Source organism: Priestia sp. D3YE.R1, assembly GCF_049199565.1.
GTDB lineage: Bacteria > Bacillota > Bacilli > Bacillales > Bacillaceae_H > Priestia > Priestia aryabhattai.
Map to the genome: position 1 here is coordinate 510,175 of NZ_JBLTHW010000003.1, position 19,266 is coordinate 529,440.

20 protein-coding genes and 1 riboswitch are annotated in these 19,266 nt (G+C 40.0%); of the genes, 18 read left to right on the plus strand and 2 right to left on the minus strand.

What is annotated here, in order from left to right; translation table 11 throughout:
• Positions 1–31 precede the first annotated feature (31 nt).
• Positions 32–1,360 (minus strand): diaminopimelate decarboxylase, encoded by a 1,329-nt coding sequence (gene lysA, locus ACOZIR_RS20930; RefSeq protein WP_045295317.1) that lies wholly within the window; start codon positions 1,358–1,360, stop codon positions 32–34.
• A gap of 138 nt (positions 1,361–1,498) precedes the next feature.
• A riboswitch (Lysine riboswitch) is annotated at positions 1,499–1,681 on the minus strand.
• 66 nt (positions 1,682–1,747) lie between these two features.
• On the minus strand, positions 1,748–2,260 hold the full coding sequence (locus ACOZIR_RS20935; RefSeq protein ID WP_025751926.1) for a CBO0543 family protein: 513 nt from the start codon (positions 2,258–2,260) through the stop codon (positions 1,748–1,750).
• Positions 2,261–2,596: 336 nt separating this feature from the next.
• On the opposite strand from ACOZIR_RS20935, the gene ACOZIR_RS20940 reads away from it, so the two are divergent.
• The 18 genes from ACOZIR_RS20940 to ACOZIR_RS21025 all read left to right on the plus strand — a co-directional run bounded on the left by ACOZIR_RS20940 (position 2,597) and on the right by ACOZIR_RS21025 (position 19,101).
• A complete protein-coding gene (locus ACOZIR_RS20940) occupies positions 2,597–3,715 on the plus strand; it encodes an NAD(P)/FAD-dependent oxidoreductase (RefSeq protein WP_045295316.1) in 1,119 nt (372 codons plus the stop codon).
• A 73-nt stretch (positions 3,716–3,788) separates the two neighbouring features.
• Positions 3,789–3,914: a hypothetical protein gene (locus tag ACOZIR_RS20945; RefSeq protein ID WP_421535799.1), complete on the plus strand. Its 126-nt coding sequence runs from the start codon at positions 3,789–3,791 to the stop codon at positions 3,912–3,914.
• Between the two features lie 6 nt (positions 3,915–3,920).
• Positions 3,921–4,103: a DUF2680 domain-containing protein gene (locus ACOZIR_RS20950; protein ID WP_421535800.1), complete on the plus strand. Its 183-nt coding sequence runs from the start codon at positions 3,921–3,923 to the stop codon at positions 4,101–4,103.
• Positions 4,104–4,265: 162 nt separating this feature from the next.
• Complete coding sequence (locus ACOZIR_RS20955; protein WP_045294200.1) at positions 4,266–5,990, plus strand: PAS domain-containing sensor histidine kinase; 1,725 nt, start codon at positions 4,266–4,268, stop codon at positions 5,988–5,990.
• Between the two features lie 86 nt (positions 5,991–6,076).
• Positions 6,077–6,340 carry a DUF1292 domain-containing protein gene (locus ACOZIR_RS20960; RefSeq protein ID WP_045294198.1) on the plus strand — a complete coding sequence of 88 codons (264 nt, stop codon included), beginning with the start codon at positions 6,077–6,079 and terminating at the stop codon, positions 6,338–6,340.
• 151 nt (positions 6,341–6,491) lie between these two features.
• Positions 6,492–7,736 carry an acyl-CoA dehydrogenase gene (locus tag ACOZIR_RS20965; protein WP_045294196.1) on the plus strand — a complete coding sequence of 415 codons (1,245 nt, stop codon included), beginning with the start codon at positions 6,492–6,494 and terminating at the stop codon, positions 7,734–7,736.
• Positions 7,714–8,487 carry an SDR family oxidoreductase gene (locus ACOZIR_RS20970; protein ID WP_045294194.1) on the plus strand — a complete coding sequence of 258 codons (774 nt, stop codon included), beginning with the start codon at positions 7,714–7,716 and terminating at the stop codon, positions 8,485–8,487. Before ACOZIR_RS20965 ends, ACOZIR_RS20970 begins: the two co-directional genes overlap by 23 nt.
• A 19-nt stretch (positions 8,488–8,506) precedes the next feature.
• Positions 8,507–10,123 carry a long-chain-fatty-acid--CoA ligase gene (locus ACOZIR_RS20975; RefSeq protein WP_045294192.1) on the plus strand — a complete coding sequence of 539 codons (1,617 nt, stop codon included), beginning with the start codon at positions 8,507–8,509 and terminating at the stop codon, positions 10,121–10,123.
• Positions 10,124–10,213: 90 nt separating this feature from the next.
• Entirely contained in the window at positions 10,214–10,780 is a 567-nt protein-coding gene (locus tag ACOZIR_RS20980) for a TetR/AcrR family transcriptional regulator (RefSeq protein WP_045294190.1), read from the plus strand.
• An 80-nt stretch (positions 10,781–10,860) separates the two neighbouring features.
• Entirely contained in the window at positions 10,861–11,745 is an 885-nt protein-coding gene (locus tag ACOZIR_RS20985; protein ID WP_045294188.1) for a 3-hydroxyacyl-CoA dehydrogenase family protein, read from the plus strand.
• Positions 11,742–12,524 carry an enoyl-CoA hydratase gene (locus ACOZIR_RS20990; protein WP_045294186.1) on the plus strand — a complete coding sequence of 261 codons (783 nt, stop codon included), beginning with the start codon at positions 11,742–11,744 and terminating at the stop codon, positions 12,522–12,524. The genes ACOZIR_RS20985 and ACOZIR_RS20990 overlap by 4 nt, the downstream gene beginning before the upstream one ends.
• 14 nt (positions 12,525–12,538) lie before the next feature.
• Positions 12,539–12,940, plus strand: a complete 402-nt coding sequence (locus ACOZIR_RS20995; RefSeq protein ID WP_045294185.1) for an acyl-CoA thioesterase — start codon at positions 12,539–12,541, stop codon at positions 12,938–12,940.
• Positions 12,941–12,965: 25 nt separating this feature from the next.
• Positions 12,966–14,024, plus strand: a complete 1,059-nt coding sequence (locus ACOZIR_RS21000) for a phosphotransferase family protein (RefSeq protein ID WP_045294183.1) — start codon at positions 12,966–12,968, stop codon at positions 14,022–14,024.
• Positions 14,021–14,761: a 2-phosphosulfolactate phosphatase gene (locus ACOZIR_RS21005; RefSeq protein ID WP_421535801.1), complete on the plus strand. Its 741-nt coding sequence runs from the start codon at positions 14,021–14,023 to the stop codon at positions 14,759–14,761. The genes ACOZIR_RS21000 and ACOZIR_RS21005 overlap by 4 nt, the downstream gene beginning before the upstream one ends.
• Positions 14,749–16,527: an acyl-CoA dehydrogenase family protein gene (locus ACOZIR_RS21010; protein WP_045294181.1), complete on the plus strand. Its 1,779-nt coding sequence runs from the start codon at positions 14,749–14,751 to the stop codon at positions 16,525–16,527. The genes ACOZIR_RS21005 and ACOZIR_RS21010 overlap by 13 nt, the downstream gene beginning before the upstream one ends.
• A gap of 11 nt (positions 16,528–16,538) precedes the next feature.
• Positions 16,539–17,300, plus strand: coding sequence for an SDR family NAD(P)-dependent oxidoreductase (locus ACOZIR_RS21015; RefSeq protein WP_045294180.1), 762 nt, complete (start codon positions 16,539–16,541; stop codon positions 17,298–17,300).
• Positions 17,301–17,329: 29 nt separating this feature from the next.
• Positions 17,330–18,103, plus strand: coding sequence for an enoyl-CoA hydratase/isomerase family protein (locus ACOZIR_RS21020; protein ID WP_045294178.1), 774 nt, complete (start codon positions 17,330–17,332; stop codon positions 18,101–18,103).
• 14 nt (positions 18,104–18,117) lie between these two features.
• Complete coding sequence (locus ACOZIR_RS21025) at positions 18,118–19,101, plus strand: quinone oxidoreductase family protein (protein WP_045294176.1); 984 nt, start codon at positions 18,118–18,120, stop codon at positions 19,099–19,101.
• Positions 19,102–19,266: the final 165 nt, after the last annotated feature.

Genomic DNA, 19,266 nt, shown 5'->3' on the forward strand with positions numbered 1-19,266 from the left:
CAATAGCTTCTTTACTACGCAAGAACAGCTATCATTTGCTCATTGCATAGGTAGTAACGACTGGCTTTACATCTTTACGCACCAAATCTTCGTATGTTTCTCGCTCTACAGCAAGACGAGCTTCTCCATTTTTCACAAATACAACAGCAGGGCGCGGAATACGGTTGTAATTGCTAGCCATTGAATAGTTGTAGGCACCTGTAGAGGATACTGCTAGTAAATCTCCTTGATTAACGCGCGGTAAATCGATATCCCAAATAAGCATATCTCCTGATTCACAGCATTTCCCCGCAATTGATACCGTTTCATCTTTTTTATCCGTCACTCTATTAGCCAAGACAGCTTCATGTTTTGCATCATAAAGGGCAGGACGGATATTGTCAGTCATACCGCCGTCAATTCCTACGTATTTGCGTACACCTGGAATCTCCTTAGTTGAGCCAATTGTGTAAAGCGTTGTACCTGCTTCTCCTACAATGCTTCTTCCAGGCTCAATCCAAACTTCTGGAAGGGTATAATTTTGTTCAGTTAACGTGCGGCTTAGCTTTTCTGTCAGTGCATCTACATAATACTCAACTGGAAGAGGAGAGTCGCTTTCGGTATAACGAATACCAAAACCACCACCTACGTTTAAAACTTTTACTTCAAACTCCATTTTATCACGAATACTGAATAAGAAATCAGTTAAAATATCAATGGCGCGAGAAAAACCATCTACTTCAAAAATTTGCGAACCAATATGACAATGAATGCCTAAAAGATCGTAGTAAGGCTTTTCTAAGGCAGAACTTACCGCTTTCATAGCTTGGTCATTGGAAAGACCAAATCCAAACTTGGAGTCTTCCTGTCCGGTCATAATATACTCATGTGTGTGGGCTTCAATCCCTGGAGTAACACGCAGAAGAATAGATGCTTTCTGTTTGCGCTCAGCTGCTAACGCATGCAAAACTTCAAGTTCGGTGAAGTTATCCACAACAAAACAGCCAATATTCGCATCAAGAGCCATTTCCATTTCTTCAATCGTTTTGTTATTTCCGTGAAAATGAATGCGTTCAGCTGGATATCCAGCTTCAAGAGCTGTAAATAATTCTCCTCCTGAGACCACATCTAGTGACATATCAAGCTTCGTTAAAAGGCTAGCCATTTCCATGCAAAGAAACGCTTTCCCTGCATAGGCGATTTGATATGAAAATCCGCTTCTTTGAAAGGCTGAATGGAAGGCCTTGCATTTTGTCTCAATTAATTCTTGATCGTAGATGTATAGGGGAGTGCCGTATTGTTTTTTCAGTTCAACCGTATCGCACTTCCCAATTTCTAAATGATTGCTGCTGTTAATTTTACTCGTTCCATGTAAGTACATAATCCGTATCCCTCCATTTAAATCATTCAACTATAACTTTGATGGTCAGTAGAAAAACACAAAAAAGACCCGTGAAGTGATGTTCACGCGTCTTGGTTTCATAATAATAAAGTATTATTACATTCTAGGCATCAACATCTCTTCAATAGCTCTCCACAAACCAAATGGTTTGTGACAGCTCAGCATTTATTCAATACTGAACCAGTATATGAACACAATGGATGTTTATATACTTCGGCACGAAATCCCTTTTACTTATCTTCACAGACTCCATTAGTCTCCAATAAGTGACTCTTGATTTCATGCACCTCTATTCTCAGAGAGGAAAATTATATTTAAATGTAACTCCTATTATATTTCCTTTTCCTCTGTCTAGTCAATGAAAAGTTAAGGCATAGGAATATCAAAGAAGATAAATAAAAAAGCTATGAAGCTTCCAGAGAGTATCCAAGCAGCCAGCGCTGTCTTCTGATGAATCACTAAAAGTGAGAACGTGACAATATTGAAGAGAAAAGAACACAGCAGCGACCATCCATAATGATGAGTGATACTGTGATTAACATAAGCAATGAACTCAATCACAGTAAATAAAAGCGCCCACAAAAGAATCCACCACAGCCGGCCGCTTACATGCAGCGGCAGCCTTCCTAAAAATACCGGTATGACAAACGGATAAATAATTAAGGTTATTCCAAGGGAGACCATTAGGTGATCGGGTAGAAAAAGGTGGTCAATACCAACAGGATGAAATACCCATACCCGGTGATGAAACAGCAGCACTTCATAAAGCAAATTCCCCGTGACCCAAAACAGCAAAGTAGGATAGTATTCTTGATATCTTCGCCACTTGCCAAATAGTAAACCAAGAATGATAAAAAATAATACAAATGAAGATTGCATACGCTCTCCTTAAAATAATGGTTATTTCTTTTTATTTACATATTATAGCGGTTTTATTCTTTTATCTTTTTATTCAGAACCTATAATAGAAAAGCGGTAAGCAACAGCGTTAAAGATGTACGATCACTATTTATGATTTTCTCCACCCTGCTATACTCTCGGTAAAAGAACTTCTAACGCTTTTGTTTACGATGAAGGGAGCTATATGTCAAAATCAGCACGCGCCAAAAACAAGTTAAAAATAGCTTCGCCTAGTATGTGGCTTCTTTTTTTGCTATGCTAAAATTACATACATATAGCATGAGAATACTAGAAGAAAGAAAAGGGTGTTTTGGTATGAAAACATACATCGTAGTTGGAGCAGGGATACTTGGAGCTTCTACAGCATATCATTTAGCAAAAGCAGGAGCAGATGTGACATTAATAGATCGCAAGGATGCTGGTCAAGCTACTGATGCAGCAGCAGGAATTGTTTGTCCATGGCTTTCACAGCGTCGAAATAAAGCATGGTACCGCTTAGCAAAAGGCGGCGCCAAGTACTATCAAACATTAATTCAGCAATTAGAAGAAGATGGAGAAACGGATACGGGATATAAGCGAGTAGGAGCAATTAGCTTACATACTGATGACCAAAAGCTTAAAAAAATGGAAGAACGAGCATATAAGCGTCGGGAAGAAGCTCCTGAAATAGGCGAGATTACACGTTTATCAGCTAAAGAAACACAGGCTTTGTTTCCGGTTCTTTCCGAAGAATACAGTTCAGTTCATATTAGCGGAGCCGCTCGCGTTAACGGAAGAGCTCTTCGAAATGCACTTGTGAATGCAGCGAAGAAAAACGGTGCAAAAACAATAGAAGGAAACGCAGAACTTCTTTATGAAAATAATCGAGTAACGGGCGTTTCCGTAAATGGACAAACCCTTCTAGCAAGTACAACAATCTTGACAGCAGGAGCGTGGGCAAATCAATTACTAGAGCCTCTTGGAGTGGAATTTTTAGCAAGCTTTCAAAAAGCGCAAATTGTCCACTTGCATCTTCCAGATTTAGATACCAAAGACTGGCCCGTTGTGATGCCTCCAAGCGACCAATATATTCTTTCGTTTGAACAAGGTCAAATTGTCATAGGAGCAACACATGAAAACGATACGGGTTATGACTTGAGAGTAACGGCTGGGGGGCTTCATGAAATTTTTTCAAAGGCCTTATCCATTGCTCCCGGCTTAACAGAAAGCACAGTCTTAGAAACAAGGGTAGGATTTCGACCATTTACTCCGGGCTTCTTGCCAGTCATTGGAGCTCTTCCGGCTTACGAAGGAATACTAGTAGCAAATGGTCTTGGAGCTTCTGGCTTAACGTCGGGCCCTTATCTTGGTTCAGAACTTGCTAAATTAGCACTTGAAATGGAAATGGAAATTGATCTTAGCGATTATGATGTAAGAGGAGCTATTGAGTCCTAAGCAAATAGAATGAATGAAAACAAATAGAAGTTCGCAAACTATAACTACTACATGATGAAAGGAAGTAGATTGTTTGCGAAAGGTTATAATAAGTGCAGCAGCAGCTTTTTTATTTATGAGCGCGACGCCTGTATTAGCGGAAAACAATCCTCAGCCAGAAACAAAAGACGTGAAGCTGACGTCTCAGCAAAAGCAGTAATTATCCGTGCTGTACAAAGAAATGTTCGAAAAAAAGAAAGAAATACTTTCAAAATATGTGGAGTACGGCGTGCTAAGCAAAACGGAGAGTCAAAACATTTCTTCACATATGGAAAATCGCTATCAGCATATAGAGAAAAATGGTTTTGTGCCGAAGCGGCACTGTCATAACATGCATCATTCAAAGTAATTCCTATTCACATAAAAAAAGCGCCGGTATAGGCGCTTTTTTTATGTGAATGAATGGAAAATATCCGCTTCTTTATCTAGTAAATTCTAAACGCCTCATGTAAAATTAAGAGAATGAGACCGATTAGGAAAGATGCTAGTGAGGGGTAGGTAAATATGAACGATGAACGAAAATAAAAAAATAGTCCGATTACATGCAGAAAATCATTCAGCTGAGGCTCTAGGAATCATATTTGCTTACAAACAAAAAGGCGACCATCTTGTTTACAGTATGTATCAAGGAGAAAGCGTTTCTGAGCAAAAAATACCTCTAGAAGAATGGGTCTCGTATGAGCATTTTTTCGAAGCGCTAAATAAAAAGAAAAAGCTTATGTACGAGCTTCAAATAAATGATAAACGCTATGTAGTAAACTTAACCCCTTTATCTTACACAGAAAAGCCTGAAATTATGGGACATTGCGTGAATATAACTAGTTATCAGGAGAAAAAAGAACAGATTCAGCCTTTTATTTATCATAACGCAGATGCTGTTGCTATCGTTGACTTAGAGGGTAAAACGCTTCAAGTGAACCCTGCGTTTGAGAATACATTTGGCTGGACGTTTGAAGAAATTTATCAAAAGCCTCTTCCGATTATACCTTTGTTTTTAAAGGAGCCAGTGTGCGAACTTCATAAGACTATTCAATCAGGTGAATCGAAAACGGAATTTGAGACGGTCAGACAGCATAAAGACGGTCATTTAATTAATGTAAGCGTCACACTATTCCGCGTTGAAAATATGAATGATTGGCCGTTATGCATTGCTTTTGTCTATCGAGATATAACATCGCGCAAGCAGGATGAGACGGCTTTAAAAGAAAGCGAACAGCGCTACCGAAGTTTGATTGAGTTATCCCCGGAAGCGATTATCGTTCATAGTGAAGGGAAAATTGATTATATCAACCCTGCAGGAGCCAAAGCGCTAGGGTACAAGAATCCTCATGACGTATTAGGAGCTTGTGTTTATCAGTTTGTTCACCCTGATTACTATGATGTTGTAAAACAGCGAATTTATCGAATGAAAACAGAAAATAAATCTGTAGACCTACAGGAAGAAAAATTTATTCATAAAGACGGTCATACGATTGATGCCGAAACCATTGCCTTTCCTATTCCCTATATGGGAAAGCAGGCCATTCAAGTTTTGTTTCGTGATATTACAGAACGTAAAAAAACTGAAAAATTGCTGCGTGAATCCGCGCAGCTTTCCTTAGTCGGACAGTTAGCAGCGGGTATCGCTCACGAAATTCGAAATCCTCTGACGGCGGTAAAAGGATTTATGCAGTTATTAAAAGAAACGAGCGGTCAGCCTTACTATGTAGAAATGATAAATCATGAGTTAGATAGAATTGAATTGATTGCCGATGAGTTCTTGAGCCTTGCAAAGCCTCAGGCGAAAACCTACAAAGACAAACACGTCCAAGATATTTTAGAGAATACGTTAAAGCTAGCTGAGGTGCAGGGGATTACAGAGAAAATTCACGTAAAAAAAGAGATTGATCTTCATCTTCCTCTCGTATTATGCGAAGAAAACCAGTTAAAACAGGTGTTTAGCAATATATTTAAAAATGCAGTCGAATCTATGCCGAGTGGAGGAACTGTAACGATTCAACTAAAAAGATTTAATCAGGAGAACCTTGTTGTCCGGTTTAGCGACGAGGGGCCAGGCATCACGCAGGAACGAATGCAGCATTTAGGAAAACCTTTTTATAGTACCAAAGAGAAAGGAACGGGGCTTGGACTGATGGTGTGCTATAAGATCATTCGAGAACATAGAGGAGAAATTAACTTTGTAAGTGAACTTGGAAAAGGAACTACCGTAGACATTCTTTTGCCTTTTAAAAAGTAGATTCTACTTTTGTAAGCATGAAACCTTTTCTAAAGGGGAATACATGTTAGTGAACAAATAATGAGGTTAAAATAGGAGGGAATAAGATGGAACGCATTGAAACGGGAGAGATTTTTACAGTTTTAGATGAAAATGATCAAGAGCAAGATATTGAAGTGCTTGGAAAAATGACGATTGAAGGGCACGATTATATTGCCGTTGCATTTGTGGAAGAAGTTTTAATTGAAACAGAAGAAGAAATTGATGTTTTCTTTTTAAAAATTGAAGATAATGGTGAATGGTCTTCAATTGAAGATGATGATGAGTTCGAAAAGGTATCAGCCGTATTTGAGGAAATGACATCCGCGTAAAAAGAGAGGTTTTAACCTCTCTTTTTTTAATTCTAAATAATATAATAATTAGAATTTTTCTAAAAATATCTTGCTGAATTATTTTCCTTCATTTATGATGAATATGTAACATACCAACCGGTTAGTAAGTAAATGAAAGCGAGGGACTACCGTGTATTTTTCTTACTCTGACAAAGTAGTGAAGCTGCAAAAAGAATTGAACTCTTTTATAGAAGAGCATATTTACCCAAATGAACGGCTATACGAACAACAGCTGAATGAACAGCCATCTAGATGGTCAGCTGTTCCTCCAATCATGGAAGAGTTAAAAGAAAAAGCAAAGCAAGCTGGGTTATGGAACTTATTTTTGCCAGAAAGCGAATACGGAGCAGGCCTAACAAATGTAGAATACGCTCCTCTTTGCGAAATTATGGGCCGTTCTATTATTGGGCCAGAAGCTTTTAACTGCGGAGCTCCTGACACCGGCAATATGGAAGTGCTGGTTCGATACGGAACGCCTGAACAGAAAGAAAAATGGTTAAAGCCTCTGTTAAATGGAGACATTCGCTCCTGCTTTTCTATGACAGAACCGGATGTAGGTTCTTCTGATGCCACAAACATTCAGTGCAGTATTGTAAGAGAAGGCGATGAATATATAATCAACGGAAGAAAATGGTGGTCTTCAGGTGCGGGAGATCCTCGCTGCAAAATTGCTATTGTGATGGGAAAAAGTGATTTTAACGCATCTAAATATGAGCAGCAGTCTATGATTCTAGTTCCATTAAATACTCCGGGAGTTAAAATTGAACGGATGCTTCCAGTCTTTGGATACGATCACGCTCCTCATGGACACGCTGAAATTCATTATGACAATGTGCGTGTGCCAGCATCTAATATGCTTTTAGGAGAAGGAAAAGGGTTTGCTATTGCTCAAGGCAGATTAGGGCCTGGACGTATTCATCACTGCATGCGTCTAATAGGAGCAGCTGAAAGAGCGCTTGAAGAATTATGTAAGCGTATTCAAAGTCGTTCTACATTTAATAAGTTGCTTTCCCAGCAAGGGGTTATTCAAGAATGGGTGGCAGAATCGCGTATTGAAATTGAGCAAGCTCGCTTATTAACATTAAAAGCTGCGTATATGATGGACACAGTTGGGAACAAAAAAGCGCGGAAAGAAATTGCCATGATTAAAGTAATAGCTCCTGCTATGGCTTTAAAAGTCATTGATCGCGCCATTCAAGCATTTGGAGGAGCAGGTGTTTCAGAAGACACGCCGCTTGCGGCACTTTGGGCAAATGCTCGAACTTTGCGCCTTGCTGATGGTCCAGACGAAGTGCACAAAGCGCAGCTTGCAAGACTTGAGCTAAAATCCTATCAAGAACAGGAGGCAACCTATGCACATAAAGGATTTGTTTGATTTAACTGGAAAAACAGCTATTATTACCGGAGGAGGCAGAGGATTAGGAGAACAAATGGCAGAAGGGCTTGCAGAGGCAGGGGCAAATATTGTTCTATGTTCAAGAAAAAAAGAAGCGTGTCAGCAAGTGGCTGATCGATTGGCCACCATGGGCGTAAAAACTCTCGCCTTAACTTGCGACATCAGTCAGCCTGAAGATATTAAAAATGTCGTGCACCAAACGATTGAAACATTTGGACGCATCGATATTTTAATTAACAACAGCGGAGCTACATGGGGAGCTCCGGCTGAAGAAATGCCTCTTGAAGCATGGCAAAAAGTGATGAATATTAATGTGACGGGCACGTTTTTAATGTCCCAAGAAGCTGGAAAAGAAATGATTAAACAAAAAGCTGGCAAGATTATTAACATTGCTTCAATTGCGGGTCTTGGAGGAACGGATCCTCAGTATATGGATACAATCGGGTACAACACGAGTAAAGGGGCAGTCATTACGTTCACGAAAGATTTAGCTGTCAAATGGGGACAGCATAATATTCAAGTTAATGCGATTGCGCCGGGATTTTTTCCTACTAAAATGTCAGGTGCGATTATGGAACAAGGAAAAGATTATTTTCTAAGTCAAACCCCTTTAAAACGCTTTGGCGCCGAAGCTGATTTAAAAGGAGCGGCTGTTTTTCTTGCTTCTGCAGCATCTAATTATATTACGGGCGATATTCTGACGGTAGACGGTGGAGTTCATGCTATGTGAATAAGAAAGGAGTAACTTGATGGAAGACGTTAAAAAATGGTTTACACCTTATCCAGAAGCCTACACTCATGAGATTCACATCGAAGATATTTCACTATTTGATATGCTGAAAGAAACAGCCGAACGTTATCCTGCTCACACGGCCACGCGCATGTATCAGCATACGTTAACGTACCAGGAGCTGTACCACTCAGTTCGCGTATTTGCAGGAGCACTGCAGAAAAAAGGAATTAAAAAAGGAGATCGTGTAGCAATTATGCTACCAAACTGTCCGCAATATATAATAAGCTATTTCAGCATCGTAGCAGCGGGCGGCATTGTTACTCAGGTCAACCCTATGCTTGTCGAACAAGAGCTAGAGCATATTTTAAACGATTCCGGGGCAAAAAAAATAATTATACTCGATGATTTTTATACGAGACTTCAAGAGATAAGAAACCGCGTTGATATAGAAGAAGCGATAACTGTCAGCTTGCAAAAACCTTTTGTTCCTACATCACCAGACCTTTCCTTCCTAGATTTTTTAACCATAAAACATGAATTTAATCAGCCGGTTATCCATCCATCACACGATATTGCTGTTCTTCAGTATACGGGAGGAACGACCGGACCATCTAAAGGTGCGATGCTTACACATACAAACATTTACACAAACGCAGTTCAATCATACGAAATATTTAAGCATGATATTGAATTAGGAAAAGAAAAATGCTTAACCGTTATTCCATTGTTTCACGTATTTGGCATGACTTCCTGCATGCATTTATCAATTCTTTGTGGAAATGAAATATTGCTATTGCCGCGTTTTGATTTAGAAGAAGTACTAAATACAATAAAAAAAGAGCAGCCTAGTATTTTTCCTGGCGTGCCCACTATGTATGTCGCGATTACCAATCATCCGCGGGCAGAAGAATACAACATCGAAAGTATTCGCATCTGCAACAGCGGTAGTGCGCCGATGCCTGTTGAGCTGATGAAAGAGTTCGAACGAAAAACGAGCGCTAAAGTGTTAGAAGGGTACGGCTTATCAGAAGCATCCCCCGTGACCCATTGCAACCTGCCGTTTTGTGAACGAAAGCCAGGTACAGTCGGACTTGGCGTGCCGCAAACCGCTTATAAAATTGTAGACGTGGCTACCGGAACAAAAGAACTGCCAAGAGGAGAGCTTGGAGAAATAGTGATTAAAGGCCCTCAAGTTATGAAGGGCTATTGGAATCAGCCTGAAGAAACAGCTCACGCGCTTAGAAACGGCTGGCTGTACACAGGAGATATTGGACAGATAGATGAAGATGGGTATTTATCCATTGTTGATCGCAAAAAAGATATGATTATTGCAAGTGGTTTTAATGTGTATCCTCGAGATATTGAAGAAGTTTTATATGAACACAGCCATATTAAAGAAGCCGTCGTAATTGGCGTGCCGCATCCTTACAGAGGAGAAACAATTAAAGCGATTTTGGTAGTAAAAGAAGGGAAATCTCTTTCCGAAGAAGAGCTTACTTCTTATTGTCGACATCATCTTGCAGCATACAAAATTCCGCGAATCTTTGAGTTTCGCGCTGAGCTTCCTAAGACCAATGTAGGAAAAATTTTGCGACGGGCACTGCGAGAAGAAGTGGTGAAAGAAACGATGTAAATAAGCTGAACATAAACAAACTTTTTCAAAAGCTCCCTCTAAGCCATGGTATAATTTGTGAAAATGAGAAAAGACAGAGAGGGTTTGACGATGAAAGATTTGATGATGGAACGAAGCATTCAGCTTTTTGCTCAAAAAGGTTTCAAAGAAACGTCTATTCAAGATATTGTAAATGAATTAAACGTCACAAAAGGAACGTTTTATTATTATTTTAAAAGCAAACAAGAGCTTTTAATGGATATTCACCTTCAATATATTGAAAGGTTAATAGAAAACCAAGAGACGATTCTTGCAGATAAGACGACATCTTATCCAGAAAAGCTGCACAGCATTATTTTTAAACTTGTTCATGATATTGAAAAAGAAGGGCTTCGAGCTAAAGTGTTTTTTCGAGAGATGCGTCATTTGAGTGAAGAACACTTAGAACAAATCATTCCAAAGCGCGATCGTTTTAAAGAAAACGTACAGGAAATTATTGAAAAAGGAATGGAAGCAGGGCAGTTCCGTTCAGATTTGCCTTCAGATATCGTGACGCTAGGCATATTAGGAATGACAAATTGGAGCTATTTCTGGTTTCAGCCGGATGGTGAAAAGTCAGATCGAGAAGTTGCGGCTATTTTTTATAAGATGTTGATGAAAGGTATTCAGTCACAGTAGCTGCTAGGTTAGACAGTGCTCGTAAAAGGCGGGAAAGTATAAGCTCTTTCTCTCCTTTTATATTAAAAGGAGGCTATAACATGAATAGTAAAGATATACAGCGTATTGCTGTTATTGGAGCAGGACAAATGGGACATCAAATCGGTATGCTTTGTGCACTTGGAGGATATGAAACAATTATTCAAGATATGAATGAACAATCACTCATTGAGGCGAAAAATAAGCTGGAAGCAATTATAGGCAAATGGGTTCATAAAGGCAAAATCTCTTCTGATGCTAAAGAAGCCGCATTTCGAAGGTTGTCTTTTACAAATACATTAAAAGAAGCGGTTTCAAATGCTGATTTTGTGATTGAAGCCGTTGTAGAAAAGTTAGATGTAAAACAAAGCGTTTTTAAAGAAATAGATGAGTACGCACCAAGTCACGCCATTTTAGCATCGAATAGTTCAACAATTGTTAATTCGCTTATTGCAAGTGCAACAAACCGTCCAGAGCAAATCGTTAACATGCATTTCTTTTTTCCTCCTCTTGTAATGGACTGCGTAGAAGTTGTGATGAGTGAAAAGACAAGTGAAAAAACAGCTCAAACGACCATGGAAGTTTGTAAGCAAATTAATCGCACAGCAGTCCTTCTGAAAAAAGAAATCTCAGGTTTTATCGCCAATCGAATTTTAGGAGCGTTGCAAAAAGAAGCCGTTTTCCTTTACGAAAATGGATACGCAGATTTTGAAGACATTGATACGATTTGCAAAAAAGCGCTCAATCACCCGATCGGTCCTTTTGAATTGATGGATCTCTCGGGAATTGACGTCGGATATTTTGTGATGCAGCAGCGCTATAGTGAAACGGGGGATCCAGAGGACAAGCCAGCTGCGTGCATTGAAGAAAAAGTTCAAAAAGGCGAGCTTGGACGTAAAACAGGAAAAGGTTTTTACACATACCACACACAGGGAGTGAAGCAATGATGAAAAAATTTGTACGTATTGAAAAAGAAGAAAAAATGGCTATTGTAACCATTGATAACCCTCCTTTAAATGTAATGAGTCAGGCTGTTGTGCAGCAGCTTGAAGAAACGTATGAAGAGCTTAGTAAAGATCCTGATGTCATTACAATTATTTTAACAGGAGCGGGCGACCGGGCGTTTATGGCTGGAGCTGATATTAAAGAATTTCCTCAGTTAATGGGACAAAGCGGCATTAAAGAAGAGTTTATGAAAACCCATCGCGTTTTGCAAAAGCTTGAAAATGTTGAGAAACCAACAATTGTCGTGTTAAACGGTTTAACGTTTGGGGGGGGATGCGAACTTGCGCTAACTGCTGATATACGCATTGCCGAAGAACATGCTCAAATCGGTCTTCCGGAAGTGAAGCTCGGATTGTTTCCTGGAGGAGGCGGAACTCAGCGCCTTCCACGCGTAATCGGCGTATCTAAAGCTAAAGAATGGATGTTTGCCGGAAGTCCTGTTTCTGCAGAAGAAGCGCTTCATGCAAGATTTGCCAATCATGTCACGCCTAAAGGAAAAGGGCTCGAAAAAGCAAAAGAGCTGGCTAAGAAATTTAACCGTCACTCTCTTCCGTCACTTTCTCGAATTAAGACAGCGGTAAACGAAGGAATGAATCGTACATTATCTGAAGGTCTTGAACTTGAGGCAGAGCTGTTTGAAGAAATCTTTCAAACAGAAGATATTAAAGAAGGAGTATCAGCATTTATTGAAAAGCGTCCCGCTGTTTTTTCACATAAGTAAAGGAGGAGAAGATCATGTATGAAACACAGGTCAAAGTGCGCTTTTGCGAAACAGACGCACTGGGTCACATTAACAATACGAGCTATTTCATTTATTTAGAAGAGGCCCGGATTGCTTTTTTTGAAGAAATGGGAGCATCTATGCATACAAAAAAGTGGGAGTATATTTTAGCCTCTACTAAATGTGATTTTGTTGCGCAAGGATATTTTAATCAAGTGCTAATGATTAAAACCTTTGTATCTAATGTCGGCAATAAAAGCTTTACAATTGGCCATGAAATTACCGACAGCAAGACGGGATCGCTGATTGCTAAAGGAGAAGCTGTCATCGTGTACTTTGATTTTGATGCACAAAAAAGCATTTCTATTCCAGCGGATATTAAGCAGTTTTTGATGAATTATAAAGTAGCTGTTTAACTACAAAAAAGCAGGTGGTAAAAGAATGGCACAAATCATTCCTGTACGAAAAGGAGAGGAATTAAACACGGAAAAACTGCATCAGTTTCTCCGTGTTTCGATTCCTGATTTACCTAAAGAGCCTCTTTTAATCAAGCAATTTGGATCTGGTGCGTCCAATTTAACCTACGCTCTTTCAGTCGGAGAGTGGGAGGCTGTGTTGAGACGTCCTCCCTTTGGGCCAGTTGCCCCAAAAGCGCATGACATGCAAAGAGAATACAAGATTTTATCTGTTTTATCGAAGTCGTTCCCTCTCGCTCCTAGGCCGTATGTGTTTTGTGAAGATGAGACGGTGGTCGGAAAATCCTTTTTTTTAATGGAACGAAAGCACGGTGTTCTCATCGACACAGCGTTTCCAAAAGAAGTGAAAGAAACGAGCGAACTTTGCCGTCGTATTTCAGAACAAATGGTGGATGTCCTTGTTCAACTTCATGATGTTCCTTATAAAGGCACGCTCCTTGAAGAAATCAGCAAGCCTGAAGGTTTTTTAGAACGTCAAGTACACGGCTGGATTCATCGTTATGAAAAATCAAAAACAAGTCACATACCGGAAGTAGAAGCACTAAAGAAATGGTTGACCACACACTTCCCAACTTCACAGCATTCAACCATTATTCACTATGATTATAAGCTTAACAATACGTTATTTTCACCGGATGGAAAGAAAATTGTAGGATTATTCGACTGGGAAATGACAACCGTTGGAGACCCGCTTGCTGATTTGGGAGTTGCGGTGAGCTATTGGATGGAAGACGGCGACCCTGAACTTTTAAAAAGAGGATTGGGGAACCCCCCTGTTACTGTGCAAAAAAGCTTTTATTCCCGTCGAGATTTTGTAGAAGCGTATGCTAAAAAAAGCGGACGAGATGTTTCACACATTGACTTTTACCTGAAGTTTGCGTACTTCAAACTTGCTGTCATTTGTCAGCAAATTTATTACCGTTATCAAAAAGGCCAAACAAATGATGAACGGTTTTCACAATTTGGAGATTACGTAAAAACACTGATTATTCATGCTCTGCATACAGAACGCGGGCATATATGAAAAGAAAAGTTCACGTAATACTCAAAAAAGAAGAGCTTCTTGCCAAAAAGCTAGAAGGAAAAACGGTCGTTATATTTGACGTCTTATTGGCTACGTCAACAATTGCGGCTGCTTTACAGCAAGGAGCAACGGAAGTTATCCCGGTAAGAAATGAAGAAGAAGCGCGTAATAAAGCAAAAACGTATAAACCTGACGAAATTGCGCTTGTAGGCGAATATAGAGGGAAAACGATTGAAGGCTTTTTTGATCCAAACCCCAGCACATTAAAGCATATTCAACATAAAACAGTTATTTTATCCACCACTAATGGGACGGTGGCCATTCATAACGCTGAAAAAGCAAAACATGTCTATGCAGCTTCACTGTTAAACGGAGAAGCGGTTGCCGGTGCTGTTTGTCAACCAAGTCAAGATGAAACTGTTTTATTGGTTTGTTCAGGTTCATCCGATCGCTTCTGTCTAGAAGATTTATATGGAGCGGGGTACTTTATAAGCTGTCTTCTGCAACTAAAAACATTTTATTTAACGGATGCTGCAAAAGCTGCACTGCTTTTGTATGAGGCTTATGAGCATTCACCTGTTGAAATATTGAAACACTCAGCCGTAGGAGAAATGCTCACTCAGTATGGTTTTCTAGACGAAATTGGCTTTGTAACCCGGAAAAACGTCTATTCCGTAGTTCCTAAGGTAGTGAAAAAAAAGCTAGTAAACGGGGAGGAAACGATATGTCTGAAATGAAAACCGAAGCAAAAGGCGGATCATTTTTACTAAAAAAAACATCTACGCATCACGTTTATACACCCGAAGACTTGACGGATGAGCATCGTATGATCGCTCAGACAGCAAAGCAGTTTATTGAAAAAGAAGTCGACCCTTACCACAGTGACATTGAGCAGCAAGATTTTAATAAAGTAGTAGAATTAATGCATAAAGCAGGCGAGCTTGGACTTCTTGCTCACAGTATTCCAGAAGCATATGGAGGATTAGGTCTTGATAAAGTAAGCAAAGGACTCGTCGGTGAAATCATTGGCCGGACAAGCGGATATGGGGTGGCCCATTCTAACCATACATGTATTGCGACACTTCCTATTACGTATTTTGGCACCAAAAAGCAAAAAGAAAAATACTTGCCTAAATTGGCAAGCGGTGAATATATTGGCGCCTACTGTTTGACAGAGCCAGAAGCAGGTTCTGATGCTCTTGCAGCCCAAACAAAAGCCCTATTAAATCCTGAAAAAACGCATTATGTATTAAATGGAACGAAGCAGTATATTACCAATGCTGCTTTTTCAGATACATTTATTACGTATGCAAAAGTAGACGGTGAACATTTTACCGCTTTTATCGTAGAAAAAGGTTTTGAAGGGCTGTCTCTCGGGCCAGAAGAAAAGAAAATGGGGATTAAAGGGTCGTCTACTCGCCCGGTTATTTATGAAGATTGTTTAGTACCCGTAGAAAACGTACTTGGAGAAGTAGGAAAAGGTCACTTGATTGCCTTGAACGTCTTAAATCTCGGGCGTTTTAACTTAGGTTCTGCGTGTATGGGCGCAGCGAAATATGCGTTTGAACTTGCTTTGACTTATACAAAAGAACGCAAGCAGTTTAAAACAGCTATTGCAGAATTTAATGCTTCAAAAGAAAAAATAGCTAAAATGGCAGCGCGTATTTTTGCCTCTGAATCTATGCAATACCGGACAGCTGGTTTACTAGAAGAAGCGCTTGGTGGTTTATATGAAAGTGAAAATCATAAGTTAGTAGCTAAACAGCTGGCTGAATTTGCAATGGAATGTTCAGTATGTAAAGTGTATGGATCGGAAACTCTTGATTTAATTGCCGATGAATCGCTGCAGCTTCATGGCGGCGCAGGGTTTATTCAAGAATATAAAATAGAGCAAGTATATCGTGACTCACGCATCAATCGTATTTTTGAAGGTACAAATGAAATCAACCGCCTTTTGCTTCCAACTCAGCTTCTAAAAAAAGCGGGCAAAGGTGAAATAGAGCTGAGCAAACAAGTAGAGCATGCCCTCAGTGAATTGATGAGCGGTCAGTGGGAAACACCTTCAAATGAACTTCTAGCACGAGAAAAGCAGGCTGTTATTACCACAAGACATTTGTTTCTTGCTTTGTTAGGAACAGCATTCCAAACGTTTCAAGCCAATCTAGCGCAAGAACAAGAAACGCTGATGAAACTAGCAGAAATTGCTGTTGGGCTATTTGCTATGGAGTCATCTGTGCTACGCGTGGAAAAAGCCGTAACCAGAAATGGAGAAGAAAAAGAAACGTTAAAAAGCAAGCTCACAGCAACAGTTGTTAGTGAAACGCTCTTTGAAATTGAAAAGCAGGCTCGACAATTAATAAACGGGATGTTAACGGGTGAAAAACACCGACAGTACCGTACAATTCTTGGAAAATGGATGAATGATTTGCAAAGTGAAGGAGAGTTCACGCGCAATCGAGACATCGCCCGGGAATTTATCGACAGCGGGCGATATGTTGTATAAGGAGGGGTAATATGCGTTTTGAAGGGCAAATAGCTGTTATTACAGGAGCTGGAAGCGGCATTGGAGAAGCGACTGCTCAGAAAATGGCACAAGAAGGCGCTCGCGTCATTCTTGTCGGGCGAACGAAAGAAAAACTAGTACAGGCTGCATCCGCTATTGACACACGGTGTGAACGAAAATGCACGGATATTTTCCCCGCTGATGTAACGAAAGAAAGAGACGTCAAAGAGCTGGCTGAATTTATAAAAGAAAAGTACGGACAATTTCATTTATTAATTAATAACGCAGGCGGATCTGTGAATTCAACCATCAAAGAAACAACTCTTGGACAGTGGAAACACGTGCAGGACGTCAATTTAACAAGCGTATTTCTTGTAACAAAACATTTGATTCCTTTGTTAACTGAAGAGGTAGGAGGAAATCGATCTATTGTTAACATCGCTTCTCTTTCAGGACATAAAGCAGGTGCACAAATTCCCCACTACAGCGCTGCTAAAGCTGCTTTAATTAACTTTACAAAAGCAATGGCATTTGAATTAGCACCTCACGGAGTCAGAGTAAACTCTGTGTCTCCTGGATTCGTAGAAACACCTTTAACACAGCCTGGACTTGAAAATGAGCGCTTCACTAAGGCAATCGAAAAAAATACGGCTTTAAAGCGTATTGGTAAACCAGAAGAAATTGCAAACGTTATTGCTTTTGCAGCGTCTAAAGAGGCATCGTATATGACTGGAAGTGATTTGTTAGTAGACGGCGGGTGGCTTATCGTTTAATACAAAGTAAAGAGGAGGGAATTCGAATTATGAGTGATTTAGTAGTAGAAAAGCAGGGGACTATTTTATCTTTAACGTTAAATCGGCCGGATCGCTTAAATGCATTCAGTGAGGAAATGATTGAAAAGTTAACAGCTGAAATAAAACAGGCACAAAGCGATGAGTCTATTAAAGTGGTTATATTAAATGGAGCAGGGCGTTCGTTTTCTGCCGGAGGCGATGTGAAAACAATGGGCCAAGCATCCGGAGTGGATGTTTATGAACATATCGGCCGTTTAAATGAATGTATCCTAACGATGCAAAATTTAGAGAAGCCAATTATTTCAGCAGTTCATGGATTTGCAGCAGGAGCAGCTTTTAATTTAGCTCTCGCTTCTGACTTTATCATTGCGTCAGAAGAAAGTCGGTTCGTATTAAGCTTTGCTCAAGTTGGCTTGATTTCAGACGGAGGAGGTCTTTACTTTCTTACAAAGGTCGTCGGCCCTCACAGAGCTAAGGAACTGTTATTTTTAGGAGAGCCTATGGATGCCGACACAGCTTACAAAGCTGGTTTTTTAAACCGTGTAGTGCCGTTAAATCAGCTGAAAGATGAGGTTACATCCTTTGCAAGCCGCTTATCACAAGGACCGACTAAAGCGTATGGGAAAATGAAAAAAATTGTGAATGATTCATTCCATTTAACGTTAGAACAAGTTCTCGAACAGGAAAGGCTAACGCAAGTTCTTATGGTAGAAACGAGGGATCACCAGGAAGGAATATCTGCGTTTAAAGAAAAAAGAAAGCCACTATTTCAAGGGAAATAAAAGGGGGATCTATGATGAAAGCCATTCAATTTACGCAGTACGGAGGACCTGATGTTCTGCAAGTTATCGATATTGCACGCCCTGTACCGAAAAAGAAAGATGTGCTCATTAAAGTTGCGGCAATTGGCGTTAATTACGCCGACGCTGCGCGGCGTGAAGGAGCATATGTAGTCGAAACGCCGCTGCCTTTTATTCCAGGCTCTGAAGTTGCGGGAGAAGTGGTCGAAGTAGGTGAAGATGTAAAAGGAATAAAAGTAGGGACAAAAGTGGTGACGCTGCTAGGATCTAATCGTGCAACAGGCTACGCTGAGTACACGCTGGCAGATTCAAGAGGCCTCATTCCTTTGCCGGACGATGTGGATTTAACACAAGCGGTTGCTTTGCCTCTTCAAGGACTAACGGCTTATCATATTTTAAAAACAATGGGTCGCCTTGAAAAAGGAGAAACCGTCATCGTTCATGCGGCAGCAGGCGGTGTCGGAACCTTAGCTGTTCAGCTTGCGAAAATTTTTGGAGCTGGAAAAGTTATTGCTACAGCGAGCTCTAAAGAAAAGCTTGAGCTTGCAAAAAATCTTGGAGCCGACGAAGTGATTAACTATACAGAAACAGGCTGGGAAAAACGGATTTTAGAAGTAACAGAAGGAAAAGGAGCCGATATTATTTTAGAAATGGTAGGAGGGCATATATTCTATGAATCTCTTCAATGTCTTGCACCATTTGGGCGCCTCGTTTTTTACGGAATGGCTAGCGGAAAATCTGTAAAGTTTAACCCTGCTCGCCTTATGGAAAAAAATCAGGCAGTTCTCGGCTTTTTCTTACCTCAAATGATGGCAAAACCAGCACTTTATCAGCAAAGCCTGCATGAGCTATTAAACTACGTGAATTCCGGTCAGTTAAAATTAATGCTGGGCGGTACATTTTCACTTGAAGAAGCAGCAGATGTACATCGTCTGCTTCAAGGAAGAAAAACGACCGGAAAATTAGTGTTAGTTCCTTAACAAAACAGCTTCCGTCTCTAATAGGGATGGAAGCTGTTTTAGTTTAAAAAATTGGCTTTCGCCTGCCAAATTTTTAAAAACCGCTTAATAATTTGGCATAAAAATTAGTGCTTTTCACTAATTTCTTCTATATTTTAACACTGGCATGGAAGTTGCATAATAAGT